This is a genomic window from Pseudomonas sp. BW16M2, assembly GCF_014268865.1.
In the GTDB taxonomy this organism is placed as follows: domain Bacteria; phylum Pseudomonadota; class Gammaproteobacteria; order Pseudomonadales; family Pseudomonadaceae; genus Aquipseudomonas; species Aquipseudomonas peradeniyensis.
In genome coordinates this window covers 15,577-38,164 of record NZ_JABWRI010000017.1, presented here as the reverse complement: position 1 = coordinate 38,164, position 22,588 = coordinate 15,577, and the positions used below count along the sequence as shown (strand labels likewise).

At 66.7% G+C, this 22,588-nt stretch carries 26 protein-coding genes and 3 pseudogenes; 26 read left to right on the top strand and 3 right to left on the bottom strand.

Features of this window, described 5'->3' with window-relative positions; all coding sequences use genetic code 11:
• The first annotated feature begins 183 nt into the window (after positions 1 to 183).
• Positions 184 to 1,434: an OprD family porin gene (locus tag HU735_RS16365; protein ID WP_186714344.1), complete on the top strand. Its 1,251-nt coding sequence runs from the start codon at positions 184 to 186 to the stop codon at positions 1,432 to 1,434.
• A 75-nt stretch (positions 1,435 to 1,509) separates the two neighbouring features.
• Entirely contained in the window at positions 1,510 to 2,568 is a 1,059-nt protein-coding gene (locus HU735_RS16360) for a metal-dependent hydrolase (protein ID WP_186714343.1), read from the top strand.
• A gap of 69 nt (positions 2,569 to 2,637) precedes the next feature.
• Here the strand turns inward: HU735_RS16360 and HU735_RS16355 are convergent, their stop codons facing one another.
• Both HU735_RS16355 and HU735_RS16350 read right to left on the bottom strand, forming a co-directional pair.
• Positions 2,638 to 2,820, bottom strand: coding sequence for a hypothetical protein (locus tag HU735_RS16355; protein ID WP_186714342.1), 183 nt, complete (start codon positions 2,818 to 2,820; stop codon positions 2,638 to 2,640).
• A gap of 101 nt (positions 2,821 to 2,921) precedes the next feature.
• Positions 2,922 to 3,269: a hypothetical protein gene (locus HU735_RS16350; protein ID WP_186714341.1), complete on the bottom strand. Its 348-nt coding sequence runs from the start codon at positions 3,267 to 3,269 to the stop codon at positions 2,922 to 2,924.
• Positions 3,270 to 3,431: 162 nt separating this feature from the next.
• Here HU735_RS16350 and HU735_RS16345 point away from each other — a divergent pair, with 162 nt between their 5' ends.
• From HU735_RS16345 to HU735_RS27125, 23 genes and pseudogenes are all read left to right on the top strand, one after another.
• Positions 3,432 to 4,253, top strand: coding sequence for a shikimate 5-dehydrogenase (locus HU735_RS16345; RefSeq protein ID WP_186714340.1), 822 nt, complete (start codon positions 3,432 to 3,434; stop codon positions 4,251 to 4,253).
• A 41-nt stretch (positions 4,254 to 4,294) separates the two neighbouring features.
• Positions 4,295 to 4,408 (top strand): annotated as a pseudogene (locus HU735_RS16340) (DUF3077 domain-containing protein); the annotation flags it as partial.
• Between the two features lie 232 nt (positions 4,409 to 4,640).
• A complete protein-coding gene (locus HU735_RS16335; RefSeq protein WP_186714339.1) occupies positions 4,641 to 6,620 on the top strand; it encodes a cytochrome D1 domain-containing protein in 1,980 nt (659 codons plus the stop codon).
• A complete protein-coding gene (locus HU735_RS16330; RefSeq protein WP_186714338.1) occupies positions 6,617 to 7,270 on the top strand; it encodes an SCO family protein in 654 nt (217 codons plus the stop codon). The genes HU735_RS16335 and HU735_RS16330 overlap by 4 nt, the downstream gene beginning before the upstream one ends.
• On the top strand, positions 7,267 to 7,923 hold the full coding sequence (locus tag HU735_RS16325; protein ID WP_186714337.1) for an SCO family protein: 657 nt from the start codon (positions 7,267 to 7,269) through the stop codon (positions 7,921 to 7,923). Before HU735_RS16330 ends, HU735_RS16325 begins: the two co-directional genes overlap by 4 nt.
• A gap of 43 nt (positions 7,924 to 7,966) precedes the next feature.
• Complete coding sequence (locus HU735_RS16320) at positions 7,967 to 9,448, top strand: ABC transporter substrate-binding protein (protein ID WP_186714409.1); 1,482 nt, start codon at positions 7,967 to 7,969, stop codon at positions 9,446 to 9,448.
• 21 nt (positions 9,449 to 9,469) lie between these two features.
• Positions 9,470 to 10,111, top strand: coding sequence for a SurA N-terminal domain-containing protein (locus tag HU735_RS16315; RefSeq protein WP_186714336.1), 642 nt, complete (start codon positions 9,470 to 9,472; stop codon positions 10,109 to 10,111).
• Positions 10,112 to 10,350: 239 nt separating this feature from the next.
• Positions 10,351 to 10,884 carry a response regulator gene (locus tag HU735_RS16310; RefSeq protein ID WP_186714335.1) on the top strand — a complete coding sequence of 178 codons (534 nt, stop codon included), beginning with the start codon at positions 10,351 to 10,353 and terminating at the stop codon, positions 10,882 to 10,884.
• A 54-nt stretch (positions 10,885 to 10,938) separates the two neighbouring features.
• A complete protein-coding gene (locus HU735_RS16305) occupies positions 10,939 to 12,690 on the top strand; it encodes a GspE/PulE family protein (protein WP_238349833.1) in 1,752 nt (583 codons plus the stop codon).
• On the top strand, positions 12,671 to 13,453 hold the full coding sequence (locus HU735_RS16300; RefSeq protein WP_186714334.1) for a hypothetical protein: 783 nt from the start codon (positions 12,671 to 12,673) through the stop codon (positions 13,451 to 13,453). Before HU735_RS16305 ends, HU735_RS16300 begins: the two co-directional genes overlap by 20 nt.
• A 1-nt stretch (position 13,454) precedes the next feature.
• Positions 13,455 to 13,997, top strand: a complete 543-nt coding sequence (locus HU735_RS16295) for a PilN domain-containing protein (protein WP_050705925.1) — start codon at positions 13,455 to 13,457, stop codon at positions 13,995 to 13,997.
• Positions 13,984 to 14,535, top strand: coding sequence for a type 4a pilus biogenesis protein PilO (gene pilO / locus HU735_RS16290; protein ID WP_186714333.1), 552 nt, complete (start codon positions 13,984 to 13,986; stop codon positions 14,533 to 14,535). The genes HU735_RS16295 and pilO overlap by 14 nt, the downstream gene beginning before the upstream one ends.
• Entirely contained in the window at positions 14,535 to 15,035 is a 501-nt protein-coding gene (locus HU735_RS16285) for a hypothetical protein (protein ID WP_186714332.1), read from the top strand. The genes pilO and HU735_RS16285 overlap by 1 nt, the downstream gene beginning before the upstream one ends.
• Positions 15,032 to 16,909 (top strand): secretin N-terminal domain-containing protein, encoded by a 1,878-nt coding sequence (locus HU735_RS16280; protein ID WP_186714331.1) that lies wholly within the window; start codon positions 15,032 to 15,034, stop codon positions 16,907 to 16,909. The genes HU735_RS16285 and HU735_RS16280 overlap by 4 nt, the downstream gene beginning before the upstream one ends.
• Positions 16,906 to 17,379: a type II secretion system protein gene (locus tag HU735_RS16275; RefSeq protein WP_186714330.1), complete on the top strand. Its 474-nt coding sequence runs from the start codon at positions 16,906 to 16,908 to the stop codon at positions 17,377 to 17,379. Before HU735_RS16280 ends, HU735_RS16275 begins: the two co-directional genes overlap by 4 nt.
• A gap of 5 nt (positions 17,380 to 17,384) precedes the next feature.
• Complete coding sequence (locus HU735_RS16270; RefSeq protein WP_096050074.1) at positions 17,385 to 17,759, top strand: type II secretion system protein; 375 nt, start codon at positions 17,385 to 17,387, stop codon at positions 17,757 to 17,759.
• Positions 17,734 to 18,255 carry a type II secretion system protein gene (locus tag HU735_RS16265; RefSeq protein ID WP_186714329.1) on the top strand — a complete coding sequence of 174 codons (522 nt, stop codon included), beginning with the start codon at positions 17,734 to 17,736 and terminating at the stop codon, positions 18,253 to 18,255. Before HU735_RS16270 ends, HU735_RS16265 begins: the two co-directional genes overlap by 26 nt.
• Positions 18,252 to 18,647: a curli production assembly/transport protein CsgE gene (gene csgE, locus HU735_RS16260; RefSeq protein ID WP_028688936.1), complete on the top strand. Its 396-nt coding sequence runs from the start codon at positions 18,252 to 18,254 to the stop codon at positions 18,645 to 18,647. The genes HU735_RS16265 and csgE overlap by 4 nt, the downstream gene beginning before the upstream one ends.
• Positions 18,644 to 19,063, top strand: a complete 420-nt coding sequence (locus tag HU735_RS16255) for a curli assembly protein CsgF (protein WP_050705917.1) — start codon at positions 18,644 to 18,646, stop codon at positions 19,061 to 19,063. The genes csgE and HU735_RS16255 overlap by 4 nt, the downstream gene beginning before the upstream one ends.
• Positions 19,064 to 19,095: 32 nt before the next feature.
• Entirely contained in the window at positions 19,096 to 19,947 is an 852-nt protein-coding gene (locus tag HU735_RS16250; protein ID WP_186714328.1) for a CsgG/HfaB family protein, read from the top strand.
• Positions 19,948 to 20,260: 313 nt separating this feature from the next.
• Positions 20,261 to 20,557, top strand: a pseudogene (locus tag HU735_RS27135) (RHS repeat-associated core domain-containing protein); the annotation flags it as partial.
• A gap of 69 nt (positions 20,558 to 20,626) precedes the next feature.
• The gene (locus HU735_RS27130) at positions 20,627 to 21,121 is read left to right on the top strand and encodes a hypothetical protein (protein ID WP_238349836.1); all 495 of its coding nucleotides are present in this window, start codon (positions 20,627 to 20,629) and stop codon (positions 21,119 to 21,121) included.
• 34 nt (positions 21,122 to 21,155) lie between these two features.
• A pseudogene (locus tag HU735_RS27125) lies at positions 21,156 to 21,262 on the top strand (curli production assembly/transport protein CsgG); the annotation flags it as partial.
• 145 nt (positions 21,263 to 21,407) lie between these two features.
• On the opposite strand, the gene HU735_RS16240 reads toward HU735_RS27125, so the two are convergent.
• Positions 21,408 to 21,821, bottom strand: a complete 414-nt coding sequence (locus tag HU735_RS16240; protein ID WP_186714326.1) for a helix-turn-helix domain-containing protein — start codon at positions 21,819 to 21,821, stop codon at positions 21,408 to 21,410.
• 179 nt (positions 21,822 to 22,000) lie between these two features.
• Here HU735_RS16240 and HU735_RS16235 point away from each other — a divergent pair, with 179 nt between their 5' ends.
• A complete protein-coding gene (locus HU735_RS16235; protein ID WP_238349834.1) occupies positions 22,001 to 22,504 on the top strand; it encodes an ester cyclase in 504 nt (167 codons plus the stop codon).
• Positions 22,505 to 22,588: the final 84 nt, after the last annotated feature.

Genomic DNA, 22,588 nt, shown 5'->3' with positions numbered 1-22,588 from the left:
CGGGCTTGCCCCGCGATCACCGGCGAAGCCGGTGCCATACATCGCATCGCGGGGCAAGCCCGCTCCCACGCTGCAGATGCTTGCAACTCTGGTCCCTGCGCGACAGCGCAGCCCAAAGGGCAGCCCCGGTTTCCCTCCGTTCCAGCACTTCATCACATAACAACAAGATCAGAGAGCTTCGGAATGAATCACACCCCTTGCGTCGTCCTGGGCCTGACCCTGCTCAGCCCCTCCCTGCTGGCCGCCGAAGGCGGCTTCCTCGAAGACGCCAAAGCCAGCCTCGGCGCGCGCAACTATTATTTCAGCCGTGACTACGGCGACATCGTCGGCGCCAACCGGCAGTCCCGGGCCGAGGAGTGGGCCCAGGGCTTCATCCTCGACTTCAAGTCCGGCTATACCCCCGGCACCGTCGGTTTCGGTGTGGACGCCCTGGGCCTTCTGGGCATCCGCCTGGACAGCAGCCCCGATCGGGTCAACACCGGGCTGCTGCCGGTGCACGGTGATGGTCGCGCCGCGGCCGAGTACAGCCGCCTGGCGCCGACCTTCAAGGCGCGCTGGTCGAAGAGCGAGCTGCGCCTGGGCGAGCTGCAGCCCAACCTGCCGGTCCTCACCTTCAGCGATATCCGCCTGCTGCCGCCGACCTACCAGGGCATCAGCCTCAGTTCCGCCGAGCTGGAGGGCCTGACGGTGCAGGCCGGTCACCTGAGCAGCACGCACCTGCGCAACGAGGGTGGCGACGACAGGATGAACGCCATGCTTGGTCATGTGCCGATGCGCCAGGCACAGAGCGACGCCTTCGACTATGCGGGCGGCGACTATGGGTTCAATGCCGGCCAGAGCAGTGTCAGCTTGTGGTATGGGCAACTGCAGGATATCTACCGGCAGGGTTTCGTCGGCCTCAAGCACAGCAAGCCGGTGGGCGACTGGGTGCTCAGCGCCAACCTCGGCTACTTCAGCGCCCGCGAGGCAGGCGACGCGCTGCTGGGGCGGATCGACAACCAGGCGTTCTTCTCGCTGCTGACTGCCCGGCGAGGCGGGCACGGCTTTCATGTCGGCTACCAGGGCATCTACGGCGACAGCCCGTTTCCCCGGGTGTTCGCCAACATCTCGCCGCTAGGCAACGAAGTACCGACCTACGAGTTCGCCTACACCGACGAGCGCTCCTGGCAGCTGCGCTACGACTATAACTTCGCCGCCCTGGGCATCCCCGGGTTGACCGCGACGGTGCGCTACATCACCGGCGACAACGTCGACACCGGGCAGGGCTTCGAAGGCCGGGATCGCGAGCGCGATATCGATCTGGGCTACGCGGTGCAGAGCGGGGTGTTCAAGGGGCTGGGGATCCGGGTGCGCAACGCGATGGCACGTTCGAACTATCGCAGCGACATCGACGAGAACCGCTTGATCCTGGTGTACACCTGGCAGCTGTTCTGACTGCCACGATGGCTATTTGCATATTCACTGGCGAAGCAGGTAGCTTGCGCAGGTCTCGCTCAGGAACCGTTCCCTTTGGACTCACTCACCCAAGCCGTACTCGGCGCCGCCCTGCAGGGCACTGTGCTGGGTCGCCTCCAGGGGCGCCGTGCGCTGCTCTACGGCGCTGCCCTGGGCACCGTGCCCGATCTGGATGTGGTGATCCGCTACGCCGATCCGGTGTCGCAGATGACCTTCCACCGTGGCTTTTCCCACTCGATCTTCGTCCTGACCGGCCTGGCCTTGCTGCTGGCCTGGCTGGTCGCCTGGCGCTGGCCGGACAAGGGCTACACCCGGCCCCGGCTGTTCCTGGCCTTCTGGCTGGCACTGGTCACCCACCCGATTCTCGACGCGTTCACCGTCTACGGTACCCAGCTGTTCTGGCCTTTGCACCTGACGCCGGAAAGCTGGGCCGCGGTGTTCATCATCGACCCGGTATACACCGTGCCGTTGCTGCTGGCGGTCGGCTATGCGGCGGTCAAGGGCCTGAAGGGCAGGGCGACCGTGCTGCTCTCCCTGGCGCTGGCGTTCAGCACTGCATACCTGGGCTTCGGCCTGGCTGGGCGGATGGCTGCCGAGCAACGTTTCGCCACGGCCCTGCAGGCGCAAGGCGTCACCAACAGCGAGGTCCGCGCGGTGCCCATCGCCTTCAACAGCCTGATCTGGCGAGTGCTGGCGAAAACCCCAGAGGGCGATTACTACGAGGGCGTGAGCAGCTGGTTCGACCGCGAGCCGCCCGAGATGCTGCGTCAGTCGCGCAACCTGGAGATGGCCGGGGTACTGGCGGGAGCCGCGTTACACGAGCGGCTGCGCTGGTTCACCGATGACTGGTTGCGCTACGACATCATCGGCGACTCGCTGGTGGTCACCGACCTGCGCATGGGCATGCCTGGTAGCTACAGTTTCCGCTTCGAGATGGCCCGGCGTGACGCTGCCGGACAATGGGCGGTTTCCCAGCCCCGGGGCTGGATCGGCGGCGGAGCCGCGTCCCTGTTCGATGGCGGCAGGCTGGCCTTGATCTGGCGCCGCATCCTCGACCAGCAACCGCCGCTGCCTTTGGCGGCGTGGGCGACGCCGGGCTCCGGGCACTTGTGAGGCAAAAAAAAGCCCGCCATGACGGCGGGCAACAAGAGGCGTAGGGAGCAACGCACAACAAATTCGGGGTCAGGCGGCGAACGTATCGCCGAGCAGGCGACCGGCCAGGGTCTCGGCCGAGCGGCGGCTGGTCAGCGGGCCGCTGATGGTTTCACCGTTGCGCATCAGGTACCAGCAGGCCAGCAGGCCTTGTTGGCGCAGGCTGCTGGGTACCGCGCTGCCGACAACGGACATGATCTGGATCGGGGCCATGGTGTATCTCCTCTCGAACATGGCCCCACCTTACGCAGATGCCCTCAGGGTTTGAAATCAATGTCCTCGATAGTGGTCATTGCTTTTATCAACTATGGCGCCTACCAGCGCGGCGGACCGTAGTACACCGGTGGCGGGCCGTAGTAGCGACGGTACACCGGTGGCGGCGGGGCAGGCACATAGCGCTCGACCACATAGGGCTGGTAGTAGACCGGCGGTGGTGGCGCCTGCACGTAGACCGGAGGCGGCGGGTAATAGGCCGGCTGGCGCTCGACGTAGACGGTACGGTCATGGCCGCCCGATACCGCCGCCCCGACCACCGCGCCCACTACCGCCGCGCCGATCACTGGCCCCGGGCCATACCAGCCGCCGCCACCATGGGCCGATGCCTGCCCGCTGATGGCCAGCGCACCGACCAGCAGGGCGATTCCGGGGATGAAACGCTTCATGGCGAACACCTCGCAAGACAACCCCACGCACGGGGCCTGATAACTATGACCGCAGCCACGGTAAAGTGCGCGCTGGCAAAGGGTAAAGGTTGTGTAAGGGGCGACCGGCGGCAGGGTCTGGTACGCTGGCACAATCGATTCAGCCATGACAGAGGAACCGCGATGAGCCATTCACCGAGCCGGGACACGGTGCTGTGCATCTCCCTGGCAGGGCGCCCCGGGACGTTCGGCGTGCGCTTTCACAACCATCTCTACCGCCAGCTCGGGCTGGATTACTACTACAAGGCCATGACCACCCAGGACCTGCCCGCCGCCGTGGCCGGCATCCGCGCTTTGGGCATCCGCGGCTGCGGCGTGTCGATGCCGTACAAGGAGGCGTGCCTGGCGCTGGTGGACGAGGTCGATCCGTCCGCCGCGGCCATCGCCTCGGTGAACACCCTGGTCAACACCGATGGCTATCTCAAGGCCTATAACACCGATTACCTGGCCGTGCGCCAACTGTTGGCCCGGCATGAGCTCGATCCGAGCACCGCGTTCGCCCTGCGCGGCAGCGGCGGCATGGCCAAGGCGGTGGCCAGTGCGCTGCGTGACGCAGGATTCCGTGAGGGCACCATCGTCGCCCGCAACGAGCAGGCCGGGCGGCAATTGGCGGACATCTGCGGGTATCGCTGGCTGCCGGACCTGGGCGACCGGTGTCCGCCGATGCTGGTCAATGTCACGCCGATCGGCATGGCCGGAGGGCCTGAAGCCGAGCAGTTGGCGTTCAGCGAAACCGCCATTGCGGCGGCGCAGCAGGTATTCGACGTGGTGGCCATGCCCGCGCGCACGCCCTTGATCCGCGCCGCCGAGGCGCTGGGCAAGCCGGTGATCACCGGGCTCGATGTCATTGCATTGCAGGCGCTGGAGCAGTTCGTGCTGTATACCGGGGTGCGGCCAACAGCTGAGCAGGTGGCGGCGGCAGTGGCACATGCCCGGGAGGTCTGACCTGAAACCTTGCCCCAAACATCAGACTTGACCGCTTCCTTCTGACCTTGGTTGGGGTAACGGAGAGCGAACCACGCATGGTCTGGGCCGCTCACTATCTCAGTGCCCTGGCCAAGGCGTTGATGGACGATGTCGAATTGGGCAAGGTGCATTAAGCCTCACTTGGCTTGTAATCGCCGGGGCGCAAAGCGCCCCCCGTCTTTGGGGCAGCCTCCCCAGTTTTCTCTGCTACTTTCTACAATACATTGATTTAAAACACTTTTATTGCTGGCATAACGCTTGCTTCCACCCTCCACAGAAGCCTTGAACCCCGTGGAGGTGCAGCATGGTCATCCCGCTCGAAGGCGCTGCCCCGTGCGCGCCCATCCCCGTCAGCGGAGCGCGGGCATGAACCGCAAGCTGCGCCCAGCCTACCTGGGCCTGCTGCTGGGCACCGCGCTGATCGGCCTCGGCGTGGCCTACGAAAAGCTCTGGTGCGACCCCCGCGAGCTGCTGCAGGAGGCTGCCGATCCCCAAGCCTTGCACACGCTCAGCCGCGACGGCGTCACCGTGGAGTTTGAGGCGCGCCCCCTCAGCGGCGGTGAACTGCGTGAAGGCGATTTTGCCAATATCCGCTTCAAGGTCAGCGACCAGTCAAGCGGCCAGCCGCTGTCGGGCATGGCCCCCGGCGCCTGGCTCGACCCTGCGCAGTCGGCGCCGGTCGGCGACCGCGATAGCAGCTGCAAGGCGCGGGTGGCGTTGTTCCTCAAGAGCAGCATCGGCGCTCGACCTTTGCTCGACCTGAACAGCTACTTCCTGCTGGTGCTGAACAAGGACGCGAGCCTCACCGTGATCGACCCGACCGTGTCGGTGGGCGGGGTCACCAGCACCCTGGCGCGCATCGACCTGCCGGGTCGGCCCATGGACTGGGTGGCCACCGGTGACGATAAGCAGGTGTTCGTGTCCATCCCCGAACGCAACCAGGTGGCGCTGATCGACACCGAGACCTTCACCCGCGTCGCCACCCTGGAGGCCGGCGAGCAGCCGCTGCGGGTGGCGCTGCAACCCGACCAGCGCCTGCTGTGGGTGGGCAACAACAGCCAGGACCCGGCCAAGGGCGGGGTGACGGTGATCGACGTGCCCAGCCGGACCATGCTCAAGTCGTTCGTCACCGGCTCCGGCCACCACGAGATCGCCTTCAGCGCCGATTCGCGCTTCGCCTTCGTCAGTAACCGCGACGGCGGCACCCTGAGCGTCATCGACACCGCCCAGATGCGCTTGGTGAAAACCCTCGAAGTCGGACCGCATCCGCTGTCGGTGGCCTACTCGCCCTTGTCGCAGGCGGTGTACGTGGTCGATGGCCAGGAGGGCACGGTGCGGGTGATCGACGCCCGCAGCCATAGCCTGCGCCACACGGTCAAGGCCGAGCAGGGCCTGGGGCCGATGCGTTTCAGCCACGATGGCCGCTACGGCGTGGTGCTCAACACCCTGGAGAACCAGGCGCTGGTGATCGATGCCAGTACCGACCAGCTGATCCACCACATCCCGGTGGCCGCCGAGCCCTACCAGCTGACCTTTACCAAGGCCTACGCCTACGTGCGCGGCCTGGCCTCGCCGAAGGTGAGCATGATCAACCTGGCAAGCCTCGGGCAGGGGCGCACGCCGATCGTCCAGGGCTTCGAGGCCGGTCCGGCGGCGCCGCGCCAGGCCGGTGACCTGCCGCTGGCCCAGGGGGTGAGCATTTCCCGCGACGACAACTCGGTGTTCGTGGTCAACCCGGTGGACAACACCACCTACTTCTACGCCGAGGGCATGAACGCGCCGATGTCGGGCTACAACAACCGCGGCCACCAGGCACGCGCCGCGCTGGTCATCGATCGCAGCCTGCGCGAGGTGGCGCCGGGGGTGTATGGCTCGACGGTCAAGCTGCCAGCGGCCGGAACCTTCGACGTGGCGTTCCTGCTCAACCAGCCGCAGATCATCCATTGCTTCAGCACCGAGGTCGCGGCGCTGCCGCAGTCGAGTCTGCGCAAGCGGGCCCATGCCGAGTTCATCGGCACCGCGCGGCCATTGCTGCAACACGCGCCCTACATGGCCCAGGTACGCATCCTCGGCGAGGATGGCAAGCCGCGCCACGGGCTTGAAGACCTGAGCCTGCGCTACTTCCTCGCGCCTTCGTCGCTACCGCGCGACGTGGCGCTGGTCGAGGTGGGCGACGGGCTCTACCAGGCACCGCTGGAGCTGGCCGAGGCCGGCGCCTGGTACCTGCACGTGCAGTCGCCCAGCCTCGGGCGCGCCTTCACCGAAGACAACTACACCAGCCTGCGCGTCCTGCCGAGCGCAGCAAAGCCCAGCACTTCCCAAGGGGAAGCCAGGAGTGTGCGATGACGCGTCTGCATGGCGGAAAACTGCTGGGCCTGAGCCTGCTGCTGGCCAGCAACCTGGCCCTGGCCCACGCCGGCCACGATCATGGCGGCCAGCCCGAGCCACCACCGGCCGCGCGCCAGGAGAAGGCCAGCGTACGCTTCGCCGACGTGGCGCTGCTGGACCAGGACGGCATGCCGGTGCGTCTGGAGCAGGACCTGGTGGGGGATCACCTGGTGGTCATGGGCTTCATCTACACCAGCTGCACCACGGTGTGCCCGGTGGTCTCGTCGATCATGAGCAAGGTCCAGCAGCAGCTGGGCGGGCGGGTGGGCGAGGAGATCCGTCTGGTGTCGATCAGCGTCGACCCGCAGCGCGATGACTCGAAACGCCTGGCCGGGTACGCCCGGGCGTTCCAGCACGGGCCGGGGTGGAGCTGGCTGACCGGCTCGCCCTATGCCATCAGCGAGACGCTCAAGGGGCTGGGCAGCTTCAGCGCCAACCTCAGCGAACACCCTCCGTTGATCCTGGTCGGTGACGGCCGCAGCGGGCACTGGACGCGCTACTACGGCTTCACCGACCCCAACGTGCTGATCGGCGAGATCAACCGCCTGAGCGCGCGCCGGGTGCACGCCAAGAGCACGGCCATCGCCGGCCAGGAGGTGCGGCCATGAGCACGCAGACCTCCCGCCATGCCGGCATGCGCAGCCTCGACTGGCTGGTGCTCGGCGGCTGCCTGTGGATCCTCGCCTCGGTCGCGTTCGCCCACGAGGGCCACGCGCCGGCGCCGCAACCCGCGCCGCAGCCCATGGTCAGCGGCGGCGGTACCCGTGATGCACAGACCTGGTTCACCGACACCGTGCTCAAGGACCAGGATGGTCGCGAACTGCGCTTCTACAGCGATGTGCTCAAGGACAAGGTGGTGATGCTCAACGTGATCTTCACCCACTGCAACGACGCCTGCCCGCTGATCACCCGCAAGTTGCGCGAGGTGCGCGAGGCCATGGGCGCCGAGCTTGCGGCGCAGGTGACCTTCGTCTCGGTGAGCAGCGATCCGCTGAACGACACGCCCGAGGTGCTCAAGGCGTTTGCCCGCAAGCAAGGGGTGGACGGGCCGAACTGGCTGTTCCTGACTGGCGACAAGGCCAGCGTCGACCTGGTGCTCGGGCGCCTGGGGCAGTTCCTGCCCAGCCCCGAACAGCATTCGACGCAGTTGATTGCCGGCGACGTGGCAGGCAAGCGCTGGAGCAAGATCCGCCCGGACGCGCCACCGGCGGCGATTGCCCAGCGCATGCAACTGCTGGCCCAGCCGTTGGCCGGGCGGTGACATCATGAACAGGCGCACCGCCGCTCCCACGTTGGCCCTGCTCATGCTGTGGTGGTGCCTGTGCGGGGCGGTGCAACTGAGCGAACAGGAACTCGCCGGCAAACGCCTCTACCGCGAAGGCGTCTCCAGCAGCGACGCCCAGTTGCTGGCCCGGGTCGGCCCCGCTGACATGAGCGTGCCGGCCAGCGTGCTGCCCTGCGCCAGTTGCCACGGCAACGACGGGCGCGGCCGCAGCGAGGGCGGGGTGCGCCCGCCAAGCCTGGATTGGCAGCGCCTGGCCCTCGGCCCGGGCGATCGCGAGGTCAACAACCGACGCTACCCGGCCTATACCGAAGCCAGCCTGGCGCGGGTCGTGCGCAGCGGCATCGACCCCGCCGGCAATCGACTGGACCCGGCCATGCCGCGCTTCGAGCTGAGCCTGGCCGACCAGCGCAACCTGGCGGCCTACCTCAAGCGCCTGGGCGAGGACCGCGATCCGGGCGTGGAGGAGGGTATCCTGCGCCTCGGCACCTTGCTGCCCGAACAGGGTCCGCTGGCCGAGGCCGGGCGGACGGTGAGGGCGGTGCTGGAGGATGGTGTCGCCCAGCTGAACCAGGCGGGGGGCATCCATGGCCGTCGCTTGCAGCTGATCGCGCTGGACCCGGGGCCGGATCCGGCCAGTACCGCACAGGCGCTGGACCAGCTGATCCAGCGCGAGCGGATTTTCGCCCTGATCGCCCCCGTGGCACCGCTGCTCGACAGCCGCCAGCTGGAACAGGCGGGCCTGCCGCTGATCGGCGCCACGCCGCGCAGTGGCGGCAGCGCCCAGGTGTTCGACCCTTTGCCGGGCGTGCCCGAGCAATTGCTCAGCGTGGCCCTGCATGCCCGCGACAGCCTTGGCCTGGCAGCCGATGCCGTGCAGGTGGTCTACGCCGGCGAAGACCAGGCCGAGGCGGCACAGGTCGTACAGCAACGTTTGCGCCAGTTGGGCTTTACCGGTGTATCCGCGCAAGCGTTCACGGGCCAGGCGCCGGCAGGCGAGGGCATCGTCTTCCTGGGGCGCGCCCAGGCGTTCGCCGAGCTGGCCGCCAGCCTGCAGGCCGCCGGCCGCAACCCCTACCTGCTGGCCGCGTCGAGCCAGGTGGCCGGTGCCGTACCGGGGCTGGCACCGGCCTGGTCGCGGCGGGTGCTGCTGGCCTATCCGTTCGTGCCCGGCGATTGGACCGCACGAGGCCGGGCGACCCTGGCCGGCGTGCAGCAGCGCCAGGGGCTGGAACCGCGCCAGGCGTCGCTGCAGGTGAGCACGCTGTGTGCCTGGCAGTTGCTGGTCGAAGCGCTGAAACAGGTGGGGCGCGACGCCAGTCGTGAACAGTTGCTCGGCGCCCTGGAACAGCTGCATGACGTCGACACCGGGCTGACACCGCTGCTGGGCTTCGGTCCTGGGCGGCGCCAGGGCATGGCGGGCGCCCATGTAGTGGCGGTGAGCCTGCCGGGACCGGGCTATGTCGAGGTGGCGCCGTATCGTCCGGTACCGGACTCACCATGACCCTTTCAGGAGTGGATGACCATGCGCGTACTGATTGCCTGCCTGCTGTCATTGCTTGCCCTGGCAAGCCACGCCGACACGCCGGCGGCGCGAGTCAATGGCGTGGACATCGGCGTGCTGCGCCTGGAGCGCTACTTCAGCGAATACCTGCAGGCCCAGGGTCGGGCGGTGGCGAGCATCCGCAACCCCAACCTGTACCAGCGCCTGCGCGAGCAGGCCCTGGACGAGCTGATCGACAAGGAACTGCTGTGGCAGGAGGCCCAGCGCCAAGGTGTCGAGATCAGCGAGGCGCAGTTGACGGCGCGGGTCGGCGAGGTGGAGGCGGCCTTCGGCAGCCCCGCGGTGTTCGAGCGCCGCCTGGAGGAGGCGGGCTTCGATCGGCGCAGCTTCGCTGACTACACTCGTCAGGAGATGGCCGCCCAGCAGGTCTACGCCCGTCTGACGGCGGTGGCCGAGCCCAGCGAAGCCGAGGTCGTGGCCTTCCATCAGGCCAATCGGCAAAGACTGCAAGGGATGCAGAACCAAAGTGATAATACTTCTGTCTTACCTGAACACGGCCTGCACCTGGCCAGGGCTGCGCTCGTCGCGCAAATGCAGGCTCAGGCGCGGCAAGCGGTGCGCCAACGTTTGCGTGATTCCGCTACAGTGGAGCGCGCCGATTGAAGCGGCGCCAGGGCGTTCCCCCACTGTTGGGGAATGCCCCAAAGGCAAAGTGCCATCAGCTTCCCCGGTTGTGGGGGACGGCCTGCCGGCACGGCCTGAGGTGGATGGAAAGCGACAACGATATCAATGACTTGAAAGCGGTGCGCAATGACTTTTCATGCCTGGCACGAAGCCTGCTCAAGCCTCTACAAGGCCGCACTTCGCAGACCGGGAAACCGGGCAGTTCATGGGAGTGGACCTTGGTGAACAGAGTATTGGTAGTCGATGACGAACAGACCCTTGCGCAGAACCTGCAAGCGTATCTGCAGGCGCAAGGCCTGGAGGTCCATCTCGCCCATGACGGTGCCAGCGGCATCGATCAGGCCGAGAGCCTGGCACCGGACGTGATCGTGCTGGATTACCGCTTGCCCGACATGGAGGGGTTTCAGGTCCTGGAGACCGTGCGCAGGAACAGGTCGTGTCATTTCGTGCTGATCACCGCCCACCCGACCGCCGAGGTCCGTGAGCGCGCCGCCGAGCTGGGTGTGACCCATGTCCTGTTCAAGCCGTTCCCGCTGATGGAACTGGCCCGCGCCGTCTTCGACCTGATGGGCATCGAGCGCCAGCGCAGGAGCACCGACCAGCCGGCCGCGGGGTTCGTCGAACGACGCCAGAACAGGAACGAGTCGTTCCCCTTGCAGTTGTACGATGGCAGCTGGGTCCTGGCCGACCGCCGACGCAACGGCGCCAAGCCAGGCGAACCTGACGACGAACAACTGCTCACCGGGGAATAGCGGCGCCCAAGGTCCCCCAGCCTGCGGCGCCGCCCCTGAGCGGAGTCGCAGGCCATGTCCCAGGCATTCGATGCAGATCCACTGGAGCAATCGCGGGGCAAGCCCGCTCCCACGCAACTGGCTACGGACTCGTGGGAGCGGGCTTGCCCCGCGATTGCTGGCTACCCCCGCGATCTCCTGACCCAGGCCCGCCAGCAAGCCGGCGAAGAGCGCCTGCTGGCCTGCCTGGAGCGTCTCTGCAGCGACACGCCTGCCACCTTCACCCAGCGCCTGGCCGCCACCCTGCATTACCCGGTCCTCGCCACCCAGACCCTGTTCGCCTGCACCCCGGCCTTCGACCAGGTCAGCCTGGCGCAATGCCTGAAGCGTGAATTCGCCCTGGTCGAGCACGGTGGCGAGCGGGTCGGGGTGTTCGCCGACCCCTTCGACAGCGCCCGCCTGGCCTGGATCGACGACTGCCTGCAGGGCGCGCCGCTGTACCTGGTCCATGCCGCCGACCTGGCCGCGTTCCTGGCCCGCCACGAAGAGAGCTTCCACGCCGTCGACGCCCTCGGCCATGACGTCGAGGCCGGCGGCGAGGCCGACCCGCTGCAGCGGCTGTCGCTGACCAGCATCAGCGAAGACCAGAGCCGGGTGGTCAAGCTGGTCAACTCGACCCTGTACGACGCCCTCAAGCTGCACGCCAGCGACATCCACTTAGGCATGACCGGCCAGGGCCTGACCATCAAGTACCGCATCGACGGCGTGCTCAACGGCGCCGGCAAGGCCAGCGGCAGCGCCTTCGCCGAGCAGGTGATCTCGCGGATCAAGGTCATGGCCGAACTGGACATCGGCGAGAAGCGCGTGCCCCAGGACGGGCGCTTCAAGGTGGCCATCGGCGAGCGGCAGATCGACTTTCGCGTCTCGATCATGCCGAGCATCTTCGGCGAGGACGCGGTGCTGCGGGTGCTGGACAAGCAGGACCTGTCCGACCAGGTCAGCGGCGTGCAGCTGCAGGCCCTGGGCTTCGAGGAGCACACCCTGCGCGCCCTGCGCCGCCTGGCCAGCGAGCCCTACGGCATGATCCTGGTCACCGGGCCCACCGGCAGCGGCAAGACCACCACGCTGTACGCCATGCTCAGCGAGATCAACCACGGCGTCGACAAGATCATCACCATCGAGGATCCGGTCGAGTACCAGCTGCCCGGCGTGCTGCAGATCCCGGTCAACGAGAAGAAGGGCCTGACCTTCGCCCGCGGCCTGCGTTCGATCCTGCGCCATGACCCGGACAAGATCCTGGTCGGCGAGATCCGCGACCCGGACACCGCGCAGATCGCCGTGCAGTCGGCGCTCACCGGGCACCTGGTGTTCACCACCATCCACGCCAACAACGTGTTCGACGTGATCGGCCGCTTCAGCCAGATGCAGGTCGACCCCTACAGCTTCGTCTCGGCGCTCAACGCCGTGCTGGCCCAGCGCCTGGTGCGCCTGGCCTGCCCGCATTGCGCGGTGCCCTGCGAGCCTGATGACGAACTGCTGGCGGCCTCGGGCCTGGCCCGTGACGCGGTGGCCGGCTGGCGCTTCGTGCGCGCCCAGGGTTGCGGCCAGTGCCGCGGCAGTGGCTACCGCGGGCGCAACGCCATTGCCGAGCTGCTGCACCTGGACGACGACCTGCGGCAGATGATCGTCGAACGCCGCCCGCTCGCGCAGATCAAGCAGCTGGCCTGCCAACGCGGCCTGCGCCTGCTGCGCGCCTCGGCCCTGGACCTGGTCCGCGACGGCCGCACCACACTCGAGGAGATCAACCGTGTCACATTTATCGCCTGATCGGTATTGCGCCGTGCTCGGCGCCGAGGGTGTCGGCCTGGGTCGCTGGCACGGTCATCAACACCAGTGGCTGGGCAGCCGCGCCTTCAACTGCGACGCTGCCCAGCCGGCCTGGGCCCCGGCCCTGGAAGCCCTGGGCGGCCTGCTTGGCGAGCACCCGGCACGCGGCGCGCAACTGCGGGTGCTGCTCTCGGCCCGCTACAGCCGCTTCTGCCTGGTGCCCTGGAGCGACGCCATCGGCACCCCGGGCGAACTGGACAGCTACGCCAGGGCCTGCTTCGAACACCTCTACGGCCAGGCCCTGGACGATTGGCGCATCGTGCTGTCGCCGGAGCCGGCGGGCGCCGCGCGCATCGCCACCGCGCTGCCCGAGGCGCTGCTCCAGGGCCTGCAGGCCCTGGGCCGGGAAAGCCGCCTGAGCCTGCGCTCGGTGCAGCCTTACCTGATGGCCGCCTACAACCGCTGCTCGGCGCAGCTGGCCCAGGGCGACTTCCTCTTCGTGCTCGCCGAGCCGCGCCGCAGCGTGCTGCTGCTGGCCGCCGGCGGTGCCTGGCAACAGGTGCTGGCGCAGGGCTGCGCCGACAGCGACCAGGCCCTGCAGGCACTGATCGAGCGCACCTGTGAGCTGTACGGCGAGCAACTGCCACGGGTGTACCTGCATGCGCCGGGGCGCACGGTGGCCTCGCAGCTGGCGGCTGTGCAGCTGTGCGCGGCGAACGCCGAGGCCGATCCGCTGTGCGCCATGTGGCGGGCGGTGGCCTGACATGCGCCGCCTCGACCTGGAATTCCAGCCCCGTCACAGCAGCCCCCTGGCCTGGTCGTTGCTGGCCCTGGGCGGTGCCGTGCTGGCGGTGCTGGTGCTGGCCCAGCAGCAACTGGTGAGCGAGCAGGTGGACCTCGAAGGCCGCGTGCATCAGCTCGAACTCAAGCTCGGCCGGCGCCCGGCCACCGCCGCCGTGCAGAGCAGCGCAGTAATCCGCGAGCAGGCCGAGCGCCTGGCACAGATGCGCAGCGTCTCGCAGCAGCTGCAGCGGCCCTGGCAGCAACTGTTCGCCATGCTCGAGGCGATGCCCCAGGAAGACGTGGCGCTGCTCAGCCTTACCCCCGATGCGCGCAAGGGCCAGGTCCGCATCAGCGCCGAGGCGCGCAACCTAGAGGCGATGCTGCAGTACCACCAGCGCCTGGAGCGCAGCAGCGAGCTGTCCGACGTGTCGCTGCTCAACCATGAAGTGCTGGCCGGACAGGCCGAGCATCCGGTGCGCTTCAACCTCACCGCCACCTGGGAGACCGGCCATGCGCGTCCCTAGCCTGATCGTCCATGAAGCGCTGCGGCGCCTGGGCCGGGCAGGGCTGGCCGCCGTGCTGGTCGGTGCCCTGGCGCTGGCCGTCGCCCTGGCCGGGGTGCTGCCGCAGTGGCAGGCGGTGCGCGAGCTGCGCGCCAGCGAGGCCGACGCCACTGCTCAGGTGCAGCGCCTGGCGCGTGGCGAGCTGAAGGTCCAGGCCCGGCCCGAGCAGCAGGCACTGGACGAACTGCGTCAGCAGTTGCCCGGCCAGCCCCAGGCCAGCGAGCTGATCGAGCGCCTGTACCACCTGGCCAGCGCCGAGCGCATCAGCCTGTCCCGCGGTGAGTACGCCCTTGGGGTGGACCCCAAGACCCAGCTGGCGCGCTACCAGATCGTCCTGCCGGTGCGCGGCAGCTACCCGCAGATACGCGGCTTTCTCAAGGCGCTGCTCGGCCAGTTGCCGACCCTGGTGCTGGAAGACCTGGAGCTGCAGCGCAAGCGGATCGGTGACCGGGAACTGACCGGTCGTGTGCGCATGACCCTTTACCTGTCGAGGTCGTGATGAACACTCAGCGTGCGGTGATGTGGGCCGGGTTCCTGGGGTTGAGTGCCGCGCTGGCGTGGGCACCGGGGCACTGGTTTGGTGTGGAGGAGGAGGTTGGCCCGATCGCGGGGCAAGCCCGCTCCCACGCAGCATCCACGGTCCCGGTGGGAGCGGGCTTGCCCCGCGATGAGGCCGCCAGCCCTTCACGCGACCTGTTCCCCAGCCAGCAATGGACCCCACCCCAAGCCCTGGCCACCGTCACCGAGCAACCCGTGGTCGCCACCCCGGTGGCCGCCGCGCCCACCGCCCCGATACTGCCGTTCCGCTTCATCGGCCGCATGGGCGAGCGCGACGACCTGCAGATCTTCCTGCAGAGCGGCGACAAACTCTACGTCGTGCGCCAGGGCGACGTGATCGATGAAACCTACCGTCTGGATCACGTCTCGGCCACCGAGCTGAGCCTGGTCTACCTGCCACTGCACCAGCCACAGACCCTGTCTGTCGGGAGCGCACCATGAAATCGTCGAAGTTGTGCAAGCCTGCGCCGTTCATGCTCCTGGCCCTGTGCGTGGCCATCGGCGGATGCGGCTCGAGCGCCGCGCGCAAGGACAGCCAGGAACTGATCAAGGAAGGCCAGTACGAGGCCGGGATCGCCCGCCTGGAAGAGGCCCTGCGCGAGGACCCGCGCGACACCGAACTGAACATCGCCCTGGCCCACGGCCGCCAGGCCGCGGTCGAGGCGCTGCTGACCCAGGCCGACAGCGACCGCGTGCGCCACGACTTCGCCGGCGCGCGCATGGGCTACGGCCGGGTGCTGACCATCGAGGCGAACAACCGCCGCGCCCAGGAAGGCATCCGCCAGCTGGAGCTGATCCGCACCCTCGACGATCGCGTCGCCCTCGGCCAGGCGGCGTTGCGCCAGGGCGACCTGTTCGGCGCCGAACGCTACATGCGCGAGGTGCTGCGCCTGGATCCGCAGAACCAGAAGGGCCAGACCCTGCGCAGCGACATCGAGAATGTCCAGGCGCGCACCGCCACGCCGTACCCGCAGCTGCGCAGCAAGCTGGAGCGGCCGGTGACCCTGGAGTTTCGCGATGCTGACCTGAAGACCATCTTCGAGGTGCTGGCCCAGGTCGCCGGGATCAATTTCATCTTCGACAAGGACCTGCGCCCGGACATGAAGGCCACCATCTTCGTGCGCGAGGTGCGCATCGAGGACGCCGTGGCCCTGCTGCTGGAGCAGAACCAGCTGCGCCAGAAGATCGTCAACGACAACACCCTGCTGATCTACCCGGACTCGCCGCAGAAGACCAAGGACTACCAGGAGCTGGTCATGCGCACCTTCTACCTGACCAGCATCGACGCCAACACCGCGCTGAACATGGTCAAGACCATGCTCAAGACCCGTGACGTGTTCGTCGACGAGCGCCTCAACACCCTGACCATGCGCGACACCCCCGACGCCGTGCGCATGGCCGAGAAGCTGCTGCAGTCCCAGGACCAGTCCAACCCCGAGGTGGTGCTGGAGGTGGAGGTGATGGAGGTGGCCACCTCGCGCATCCTCGACCTCGGCCTGCAATGGCCCAACACCTTCGGCGTGCTGACCAGCGACGGCAAGTCGGTGAGCGTGCTCGACCAGCTGCGCGGCATCGACTCCAGTCGCATCAGCATCTCGCCAGCGCCACAGGCCAAGATCAACGCCCAGGACAAGGACATCAACACCCTGGCAAGCCCCGTGATCCGGGTCAGCAACCGCGAGCAGGCGCGCATCCACATCGGCCAGCGGGTGCCGATCATCAGCGCCACCTCGGTGCCCTCGACCCAGGGCCCGGTGATCACCGAGAGCGTCACCTACCTGGACGTCGGCCTCAAGCTCGAGGTGCAGCCCACCGTGCACCTGAACAACGAGGTGGCGATCAAGGTGGCCCTGGAAGTGAGCAACGCCACGCCCCTGGAGGCGACCCGCCAGGGCACCATTCCGGTCCAGGTCGACACCCGCAACGCCCAGACCAGCCTGCGCCTGCACGACGGCGAGACCCAGGTGCTGGCCGGGCTGGTGCGCAACGACCACAACGCCAGCGGCAACAAGATCCCGGGGCTGGGCGACATTCCCGGCCTGGGCCGGCTGTTCGGCAGCAACAAGGACGACATGAGCAAGTCCGAACTGGTGCTGGCGATCACCCCGCGCATCGTGCGCAACCTGCCATACCAGAGCCCGTCGGACATGGAGTTCGCCACCGGCACCGAGTCGGCCCTGCAGGTGCGCCAGCTGGCCCAGCCGGTGCCGGCCAGCGCCGTGCCCACCGAGGTGCCGGGTAGCGAATCGCAGGAGGCGCCGCTGGTGGAAGGGCAGATGGCGGTGGTGCCGGCCAGCCCGAGGCCACGGCCATGACACGCCGCCAGCAGGGCTTCAGCCTGATCGAGGTGGTGCTGACCCTGGCGCTGCTCGGGCTGCTCGCCAGCATGGCCGCGCCACTGACCGAGACTGTGGTGCGCCGGGGCAAGGAGCAGCAGCTGCGCGAGGCCCTGTACCAGATCCGCGACGCCATCGATGCCTACAAGCGCGCCTTCGACGCCGGCTACATCGAGAAGCGCCTGAACGGCAGCGGCTATCCGCCGAACCTACAGGTGCTGGTGGACGGCGTGCGCGATGTACGCAGCGCCAAGGGCGCGAAGTTCTACTTCCTGCGGCGCATCCCCCACGACCCGCTGCGCGCCGCCAAGGCCGACGACCAGGGCGGCTGGGGCCTGCGTGCCTACGACAGCGCGGCCGACAATCCGCGCGAGGGCGAGGATGTGTTCGACGTCTATTCCAAGGCCGCCGGCAAGGGCCTCAACAACGTCCCCTACGGGCAATGGTGACGGCGATGAAACCGAGCAAGGGCTTCACCCTCATCGAACTGCTAGTGGTGATGGCGATCATCGCCACCCTGATGACCATTGCCATGCCGCGCTACTTCAACAGCCTGGAGGCCTCCCGCGAGGCCACCCTGCGCCAGAGCCTGGCGGTGCTGCGCGAGGCCCTGGACCACTACTACGGCGACACCGGCCACTACCCCGATTCCCTCGACCAACTGGTCGAGCAGCGCTACCTGCGCAACACCCCGGTCGACCCGATCACCGAACGCCGCGATGCCTGGCAGCTGGTGCCACCGCCCGAGGGCGTGGCCGGCGGGGTGGCCGACATCAAGAGTGGAGCCAGCGGGAGGGCGCGTGATGGCAGCCTCTATGCCGAATGGTGAAACCGGCTTCACCTACGTGGGCGTGCTGCTGCTGATCGCCGTCAGCAGCGTGGCCCTGGCGGCCACCGGCACCCTGTGGGCCACCAGCGTGCAGCGCGAGCGCGAGCGCCAGTTGTTGTGGGTGGGCGGCCAGTACGCCCAGGCCCTGCGCAGCTACTACCGGGCCTCGCCGGGCCTGGCCCAGTACCCGCAGGACCTGGGTGAACTGGTGGAGGACAACCGCTTTCCGGCGCCGCAACGCCACCTGCGCAGGCTTTACCCGGACCCGATTGGCGGCGGCGAAGAGTGGGGCCTGCTGCGCGCGGTCGATGGCCGCATCACCGGGGTGTACAGCCGCTCCGAGGCCGCGCCGCTCAAACGCAGCGGTTTCGATGCCCAGTGGAGCGCATTCGAAGGGCTGGAGCACTACAGCGACTGGCAGTTCGTCGCCGAGCAGGCCTTTGCCGAAAGCGCCGGCGGCGCCCGCCAGCACGCAGGCCCGGGAGAAGCGCCATGAAACGCCTGGCCGCGCTGCTGTGCCTGTGCCTGGCGCTGCTGCAGGGCCAGGCCCGGGCGGGTGCCGAGGACGAGATGATGGGTTTTATCGTCGACAACACCATCTCGCACATCGGCCACGACTTCTATCACGCCTTCAGCGACCGGCTGCGCGCCACCAGCCGGCTCGACTTCAACCTGGTGGTGCGCGAGCGCCCGGATGCCCGCTGGGGCAGCCTGGTGACGGTGGAATACGAGCGCGAGGTGCTGTACCGGCGTTTCCTGCCGCCCAACACCACGCAACTCAACGACGAGGCCATCGCGGCCGCCGACCTGGTCAGGCAGCAGATCGTCCAGCGCAAGCTGCAACGACTGCTGCAGGACACAACCGATCTGGAGAGGGACGAGCTATGAGCACCCACCTTGCACGACGCATCGCCGCCTGCCTGCTGGCCGCCGGCCTCGGTGGCCAGGCCCTGGCCACGGAGCTGGTGTACACCCCGGTCAACCCGTCCTTCGGCGGCAACCCGATCAATGGCACCTGGCTGTTGAACAACGCCCAGGCGCAGAACGACTACGACGATCCCGACCTCAAGGACCGCAGCTCGGCATTCGCCGGCACCTCGGCCCTGGAGCGCTTCAGCAACCAGCTCGAGTCGCGCCTGCTCGGGCAGCTGCTGGACAACATCAGCAACGGCAACACCGGCAGCATGTCCACCGATGCCTTCCTGATCGACGTCATCGACGACTCGGGGGCGCTGAGCATCAAGGTCACCGACCGGGCTACCGGGGAAGTCTCGATCATCGAGGTCAGCGGCCTGAACCCCTGAGAGGGACGGGTCTTTACTGGGGAGAGAACGCCATGAAACGCCTGCTGAGCACACTGCTGGTCCTCGCCGCCCTGGGTAGCCTGCCAGGTTGCGGCCTGCGCGAGCCGATGCCCGCCGAACAGGACCCCGAGACCCCGACGCTGACGCCGCGGGCCTCGACCTACTACGACCTGGTCAACATGCCCCGGCCCCGCGGCCGGCTGATGGCGGTGGTGTACGGCTTCCGCGACCAGACCGGGCAATACAAGCCGACCCCGGCCAGTTCGTTTTCCACCAGTGTCACCCAGGGGGCGGCGAGCATGCTGATGGACGCGCTCAACGCCAGCGGCTGGTTCGTGGTGCTGGAGCGCGAGGGCCTGCAGAACCTGTTGACCGAGCGCAAGATCATCCGCGCCTCGCAGAAGAAGCCCGACGTCGCGGAAAACATCCAGGGCGAATTGCCGCCGCTGCAGGCGGCCAACCTGATGCTCGAGGGCGGTATCATCGCCTACGACACCAACGTGCGCAGCGGCGGTGAGGGCGCCCGCTACCTGGGCATCGGCCTGTCCCGCGAGTACCGGGTCGACCAGGTCACGGTCAACCTGCGGGCGGTGGACGTACGCACCGGCCAGGTGCTGGCCAACGTGATGACCAGCAAGACCATCTACTCGGTCGGGCAGAACGCCGGGGTGTTCAAGTTCATCGAGTTCAAGAAACTGCTCGAGGCCGAGGTGGGCTACACCACCAACGAGCCGGCGCAGCTGTGCGTGCTGTCGGCTATCGAAGCCGCGGTGGGCCACCTGCTGGCCCAGGGGATCGAGCGGCGGTTGTGGCAGGTGGCGGGGGATGGGGCGCAAGGGCAGGCTACGGTGGACAAGTATCTCAGCCAGAATCAGAAACCGTGATTGCGCTTGGGGGACTAGGAGACTGAATCAGTTGTATAACCTGAAAGCACGTCGATGTCCCCGAAGACAATATAATTGCTTGGGTAGCGCAGATGCAAAATATGACAACTAGCAATTATGCCAGTGGTAGGTTTGACGCTTGTCTGTAATGGTTAGCGTAGGGCGACGTTGTCGATACGATTTACTGATGCGCTAGTGTTGAGTGTGAGCAGGTTTGCTGCTGAAACTACACGTGGTGCATTTGGTAGTGAGAACGGTGGCAGGATGTAGTGTTAAAGGTTGTTGGTGCGGTAGCAGTGCAAAAGGAGGGTGTATGGTTTTATTGAACGTCGATAAGTCGCAGACAGTGCTCGGCAGGATGAGTTCACGCCATTCGCTTCAGACCTCCACCTACACAGTGTATGGTCATTGCCAAAAGGGGGATAGATTACTCGGGTTCAATGGTGAACAAGTAGATCGATTGGTCAGGAATTACATATTGGGTAATGGTTATAGGATGTTCTGTGTGAACTTGATGCGTTTCAACTCACCGGATGATATCAGTCCGTTCGATTCGGGTGGTTTGAATGCATATAGTTACTGTATGGGGGACCCGGTAAATCTAATAGACACGAACGGGCATAGCCCCATACCGTCCTTGTCACCGAGTTTTAACTATTATAGGTATAGGCAGGCTGCTATGGATGTCTACAAAGTGACAGGTGTACCTAGAACAAGATCCAACTCATTACCTTCGCTAATTGATCGCCCACCCCAAGGCCATGCACCAAAGGACTGGGATTTGATTGGATATCATACTAGTTCGATAGAGAATGGTGCCAGCCTGAAATTGGGTCTGGATCCGAAATTCATCGGGAGTAATTACGACAGTGAGCCAGATTTTGGTCCAGGGTTTTATCTTGCGGTGATGAAAGATCTGACTGTAAAAATTGGTCTTTACATAAGAGATGTCAAGGGTAAGACACCTGGCTTGTATGGTGTGTATGTCCAAAATATGGGGCGCCTTAAACAGGGTAGAGACTTTACTTTTGGCCAGCTTCCCGAATACCCTTCTCACCGTAGAAACATGGAAGTTATTATAAGGGAGTCTGCATATCCTTTAATAGAGGTCCGATCTCTGAGAGAAGGTGACACGCAAGTCGTCTTGCCTAGATCTAAAGAAGCCCCTTTTTGAGCCATCCTCTAATCGACTGATGGGGGATGCCTAGGCCGAGGTGGGCCACTTGCTGGCCCAGGGAATCGAGCGGCGGTTGTGGCAGGTGGCGGGGACAAGGCGGTGCTGGACAAGTACCTGAGTCAGTATCAGCAGCCGTGAGCCGAGGTTACGCGCTTCTCTGTAGGAGCGGCCTTGCGCCGCGAAAGGGCCGCACAGCGGCCCCGGGATTTCCGCATTGATGCAAAGATCGCCGGGGCTGCTTTGCAGCCCTTTCCGACCGGTCCGACGCCTCGGCAAGGCGCTCCTACAGGGAAAGTGCATTGTAGGGGGATCCTGGGGCCGGCCTCTTATCGTAGCGTTGCCGAGCCTGAACAATCGCCGGCATGTTCGACTCCGCCCAATGCGCCAGTTGCTCCACCGTGCCACCCAGTGTCGCGCCCAGTTCGGTCAGGGCGTATTCGACGGTGGGCGGCACGGTCGGGTGTACCTGGCGTTCCACCAGGCCGTCGCGCTCGAGCTTCTTCAGGGTCTGCGACAGCACCTTCTGCGAGACGCCAGCGATATCCCGGCGCAGCTGGTTGAAGCGCACCCGCTCGCCAGCGCTGAGGCGGTCGATGAGCAGCAGCACCCACTTGTCGGCCAGGCGATCGAGCACCAGGCGTGCCGGGCAGTTCGGGGCGAAGACGTCGTAGGCCGGGCATTCGCGGTAGTGGGCCATGGGTTACTCCAAGGTAATCAGGTGAGTGAAAAGTGCCTTCTTGAGCACTTCGTCGGGGCTGGTTAGGCTGTTGTGCATGGTTCGCGGCCGCGCCATGCCCCCTTGTAAACGCACTGAAGGAAATCAGGATGAACACCGAAACCAAGGCTTCGGCGCTGCGTGCCGCCCGCTGGATCTCCATGCTGCTGCTGAGCGCGGCGGCCAACCTGGGCAACGCCAGCGAACTGGTGACGCCGGTCACGCTGGTGGTCGACCAGAGCCTGCCCGAGGCCCAGGCGCAGCAAAAGATCCTCGCCGCCCGCCGCTACGACACCTTCTGGAACACCGGCGACGAGGCCATGGCCCGCGCCGCGCTGGCCGCCGACTTTCGCGACAACACCCTGCCGCCGGGGCGGCCACAGGGCGTCGAAGGGCCGCTGAAGGCTTCCCGGGCATTCCGCGCGGCGGTGCCGGACCTGCGCTGCGAGGTGCTGCAGATGATCGTTGCCGGCGACCGGGTCACCGCGGCGCTGCGCTTCACCGGCCATTTCACCGGCACGCTGGGCGAGCACCAGGGGCAGGGCCAGGCCATCGACTTCATCGCCATGGACATCTATCGCATCGCCGATGGCCGGATCGCCGAGGACTGGCATCTGGAGGACAACCTGGCGTTCATGCGCCAGGCGGGCCTGGTGGGGCTGTAGGAGCGGCCTTGTGCCGCGAAAGGGCCGCAGAGCGGCCCCTGGATTTCAGCTTTAATGCAAAGGTCGCCGGGGCTGCCTTGCAGC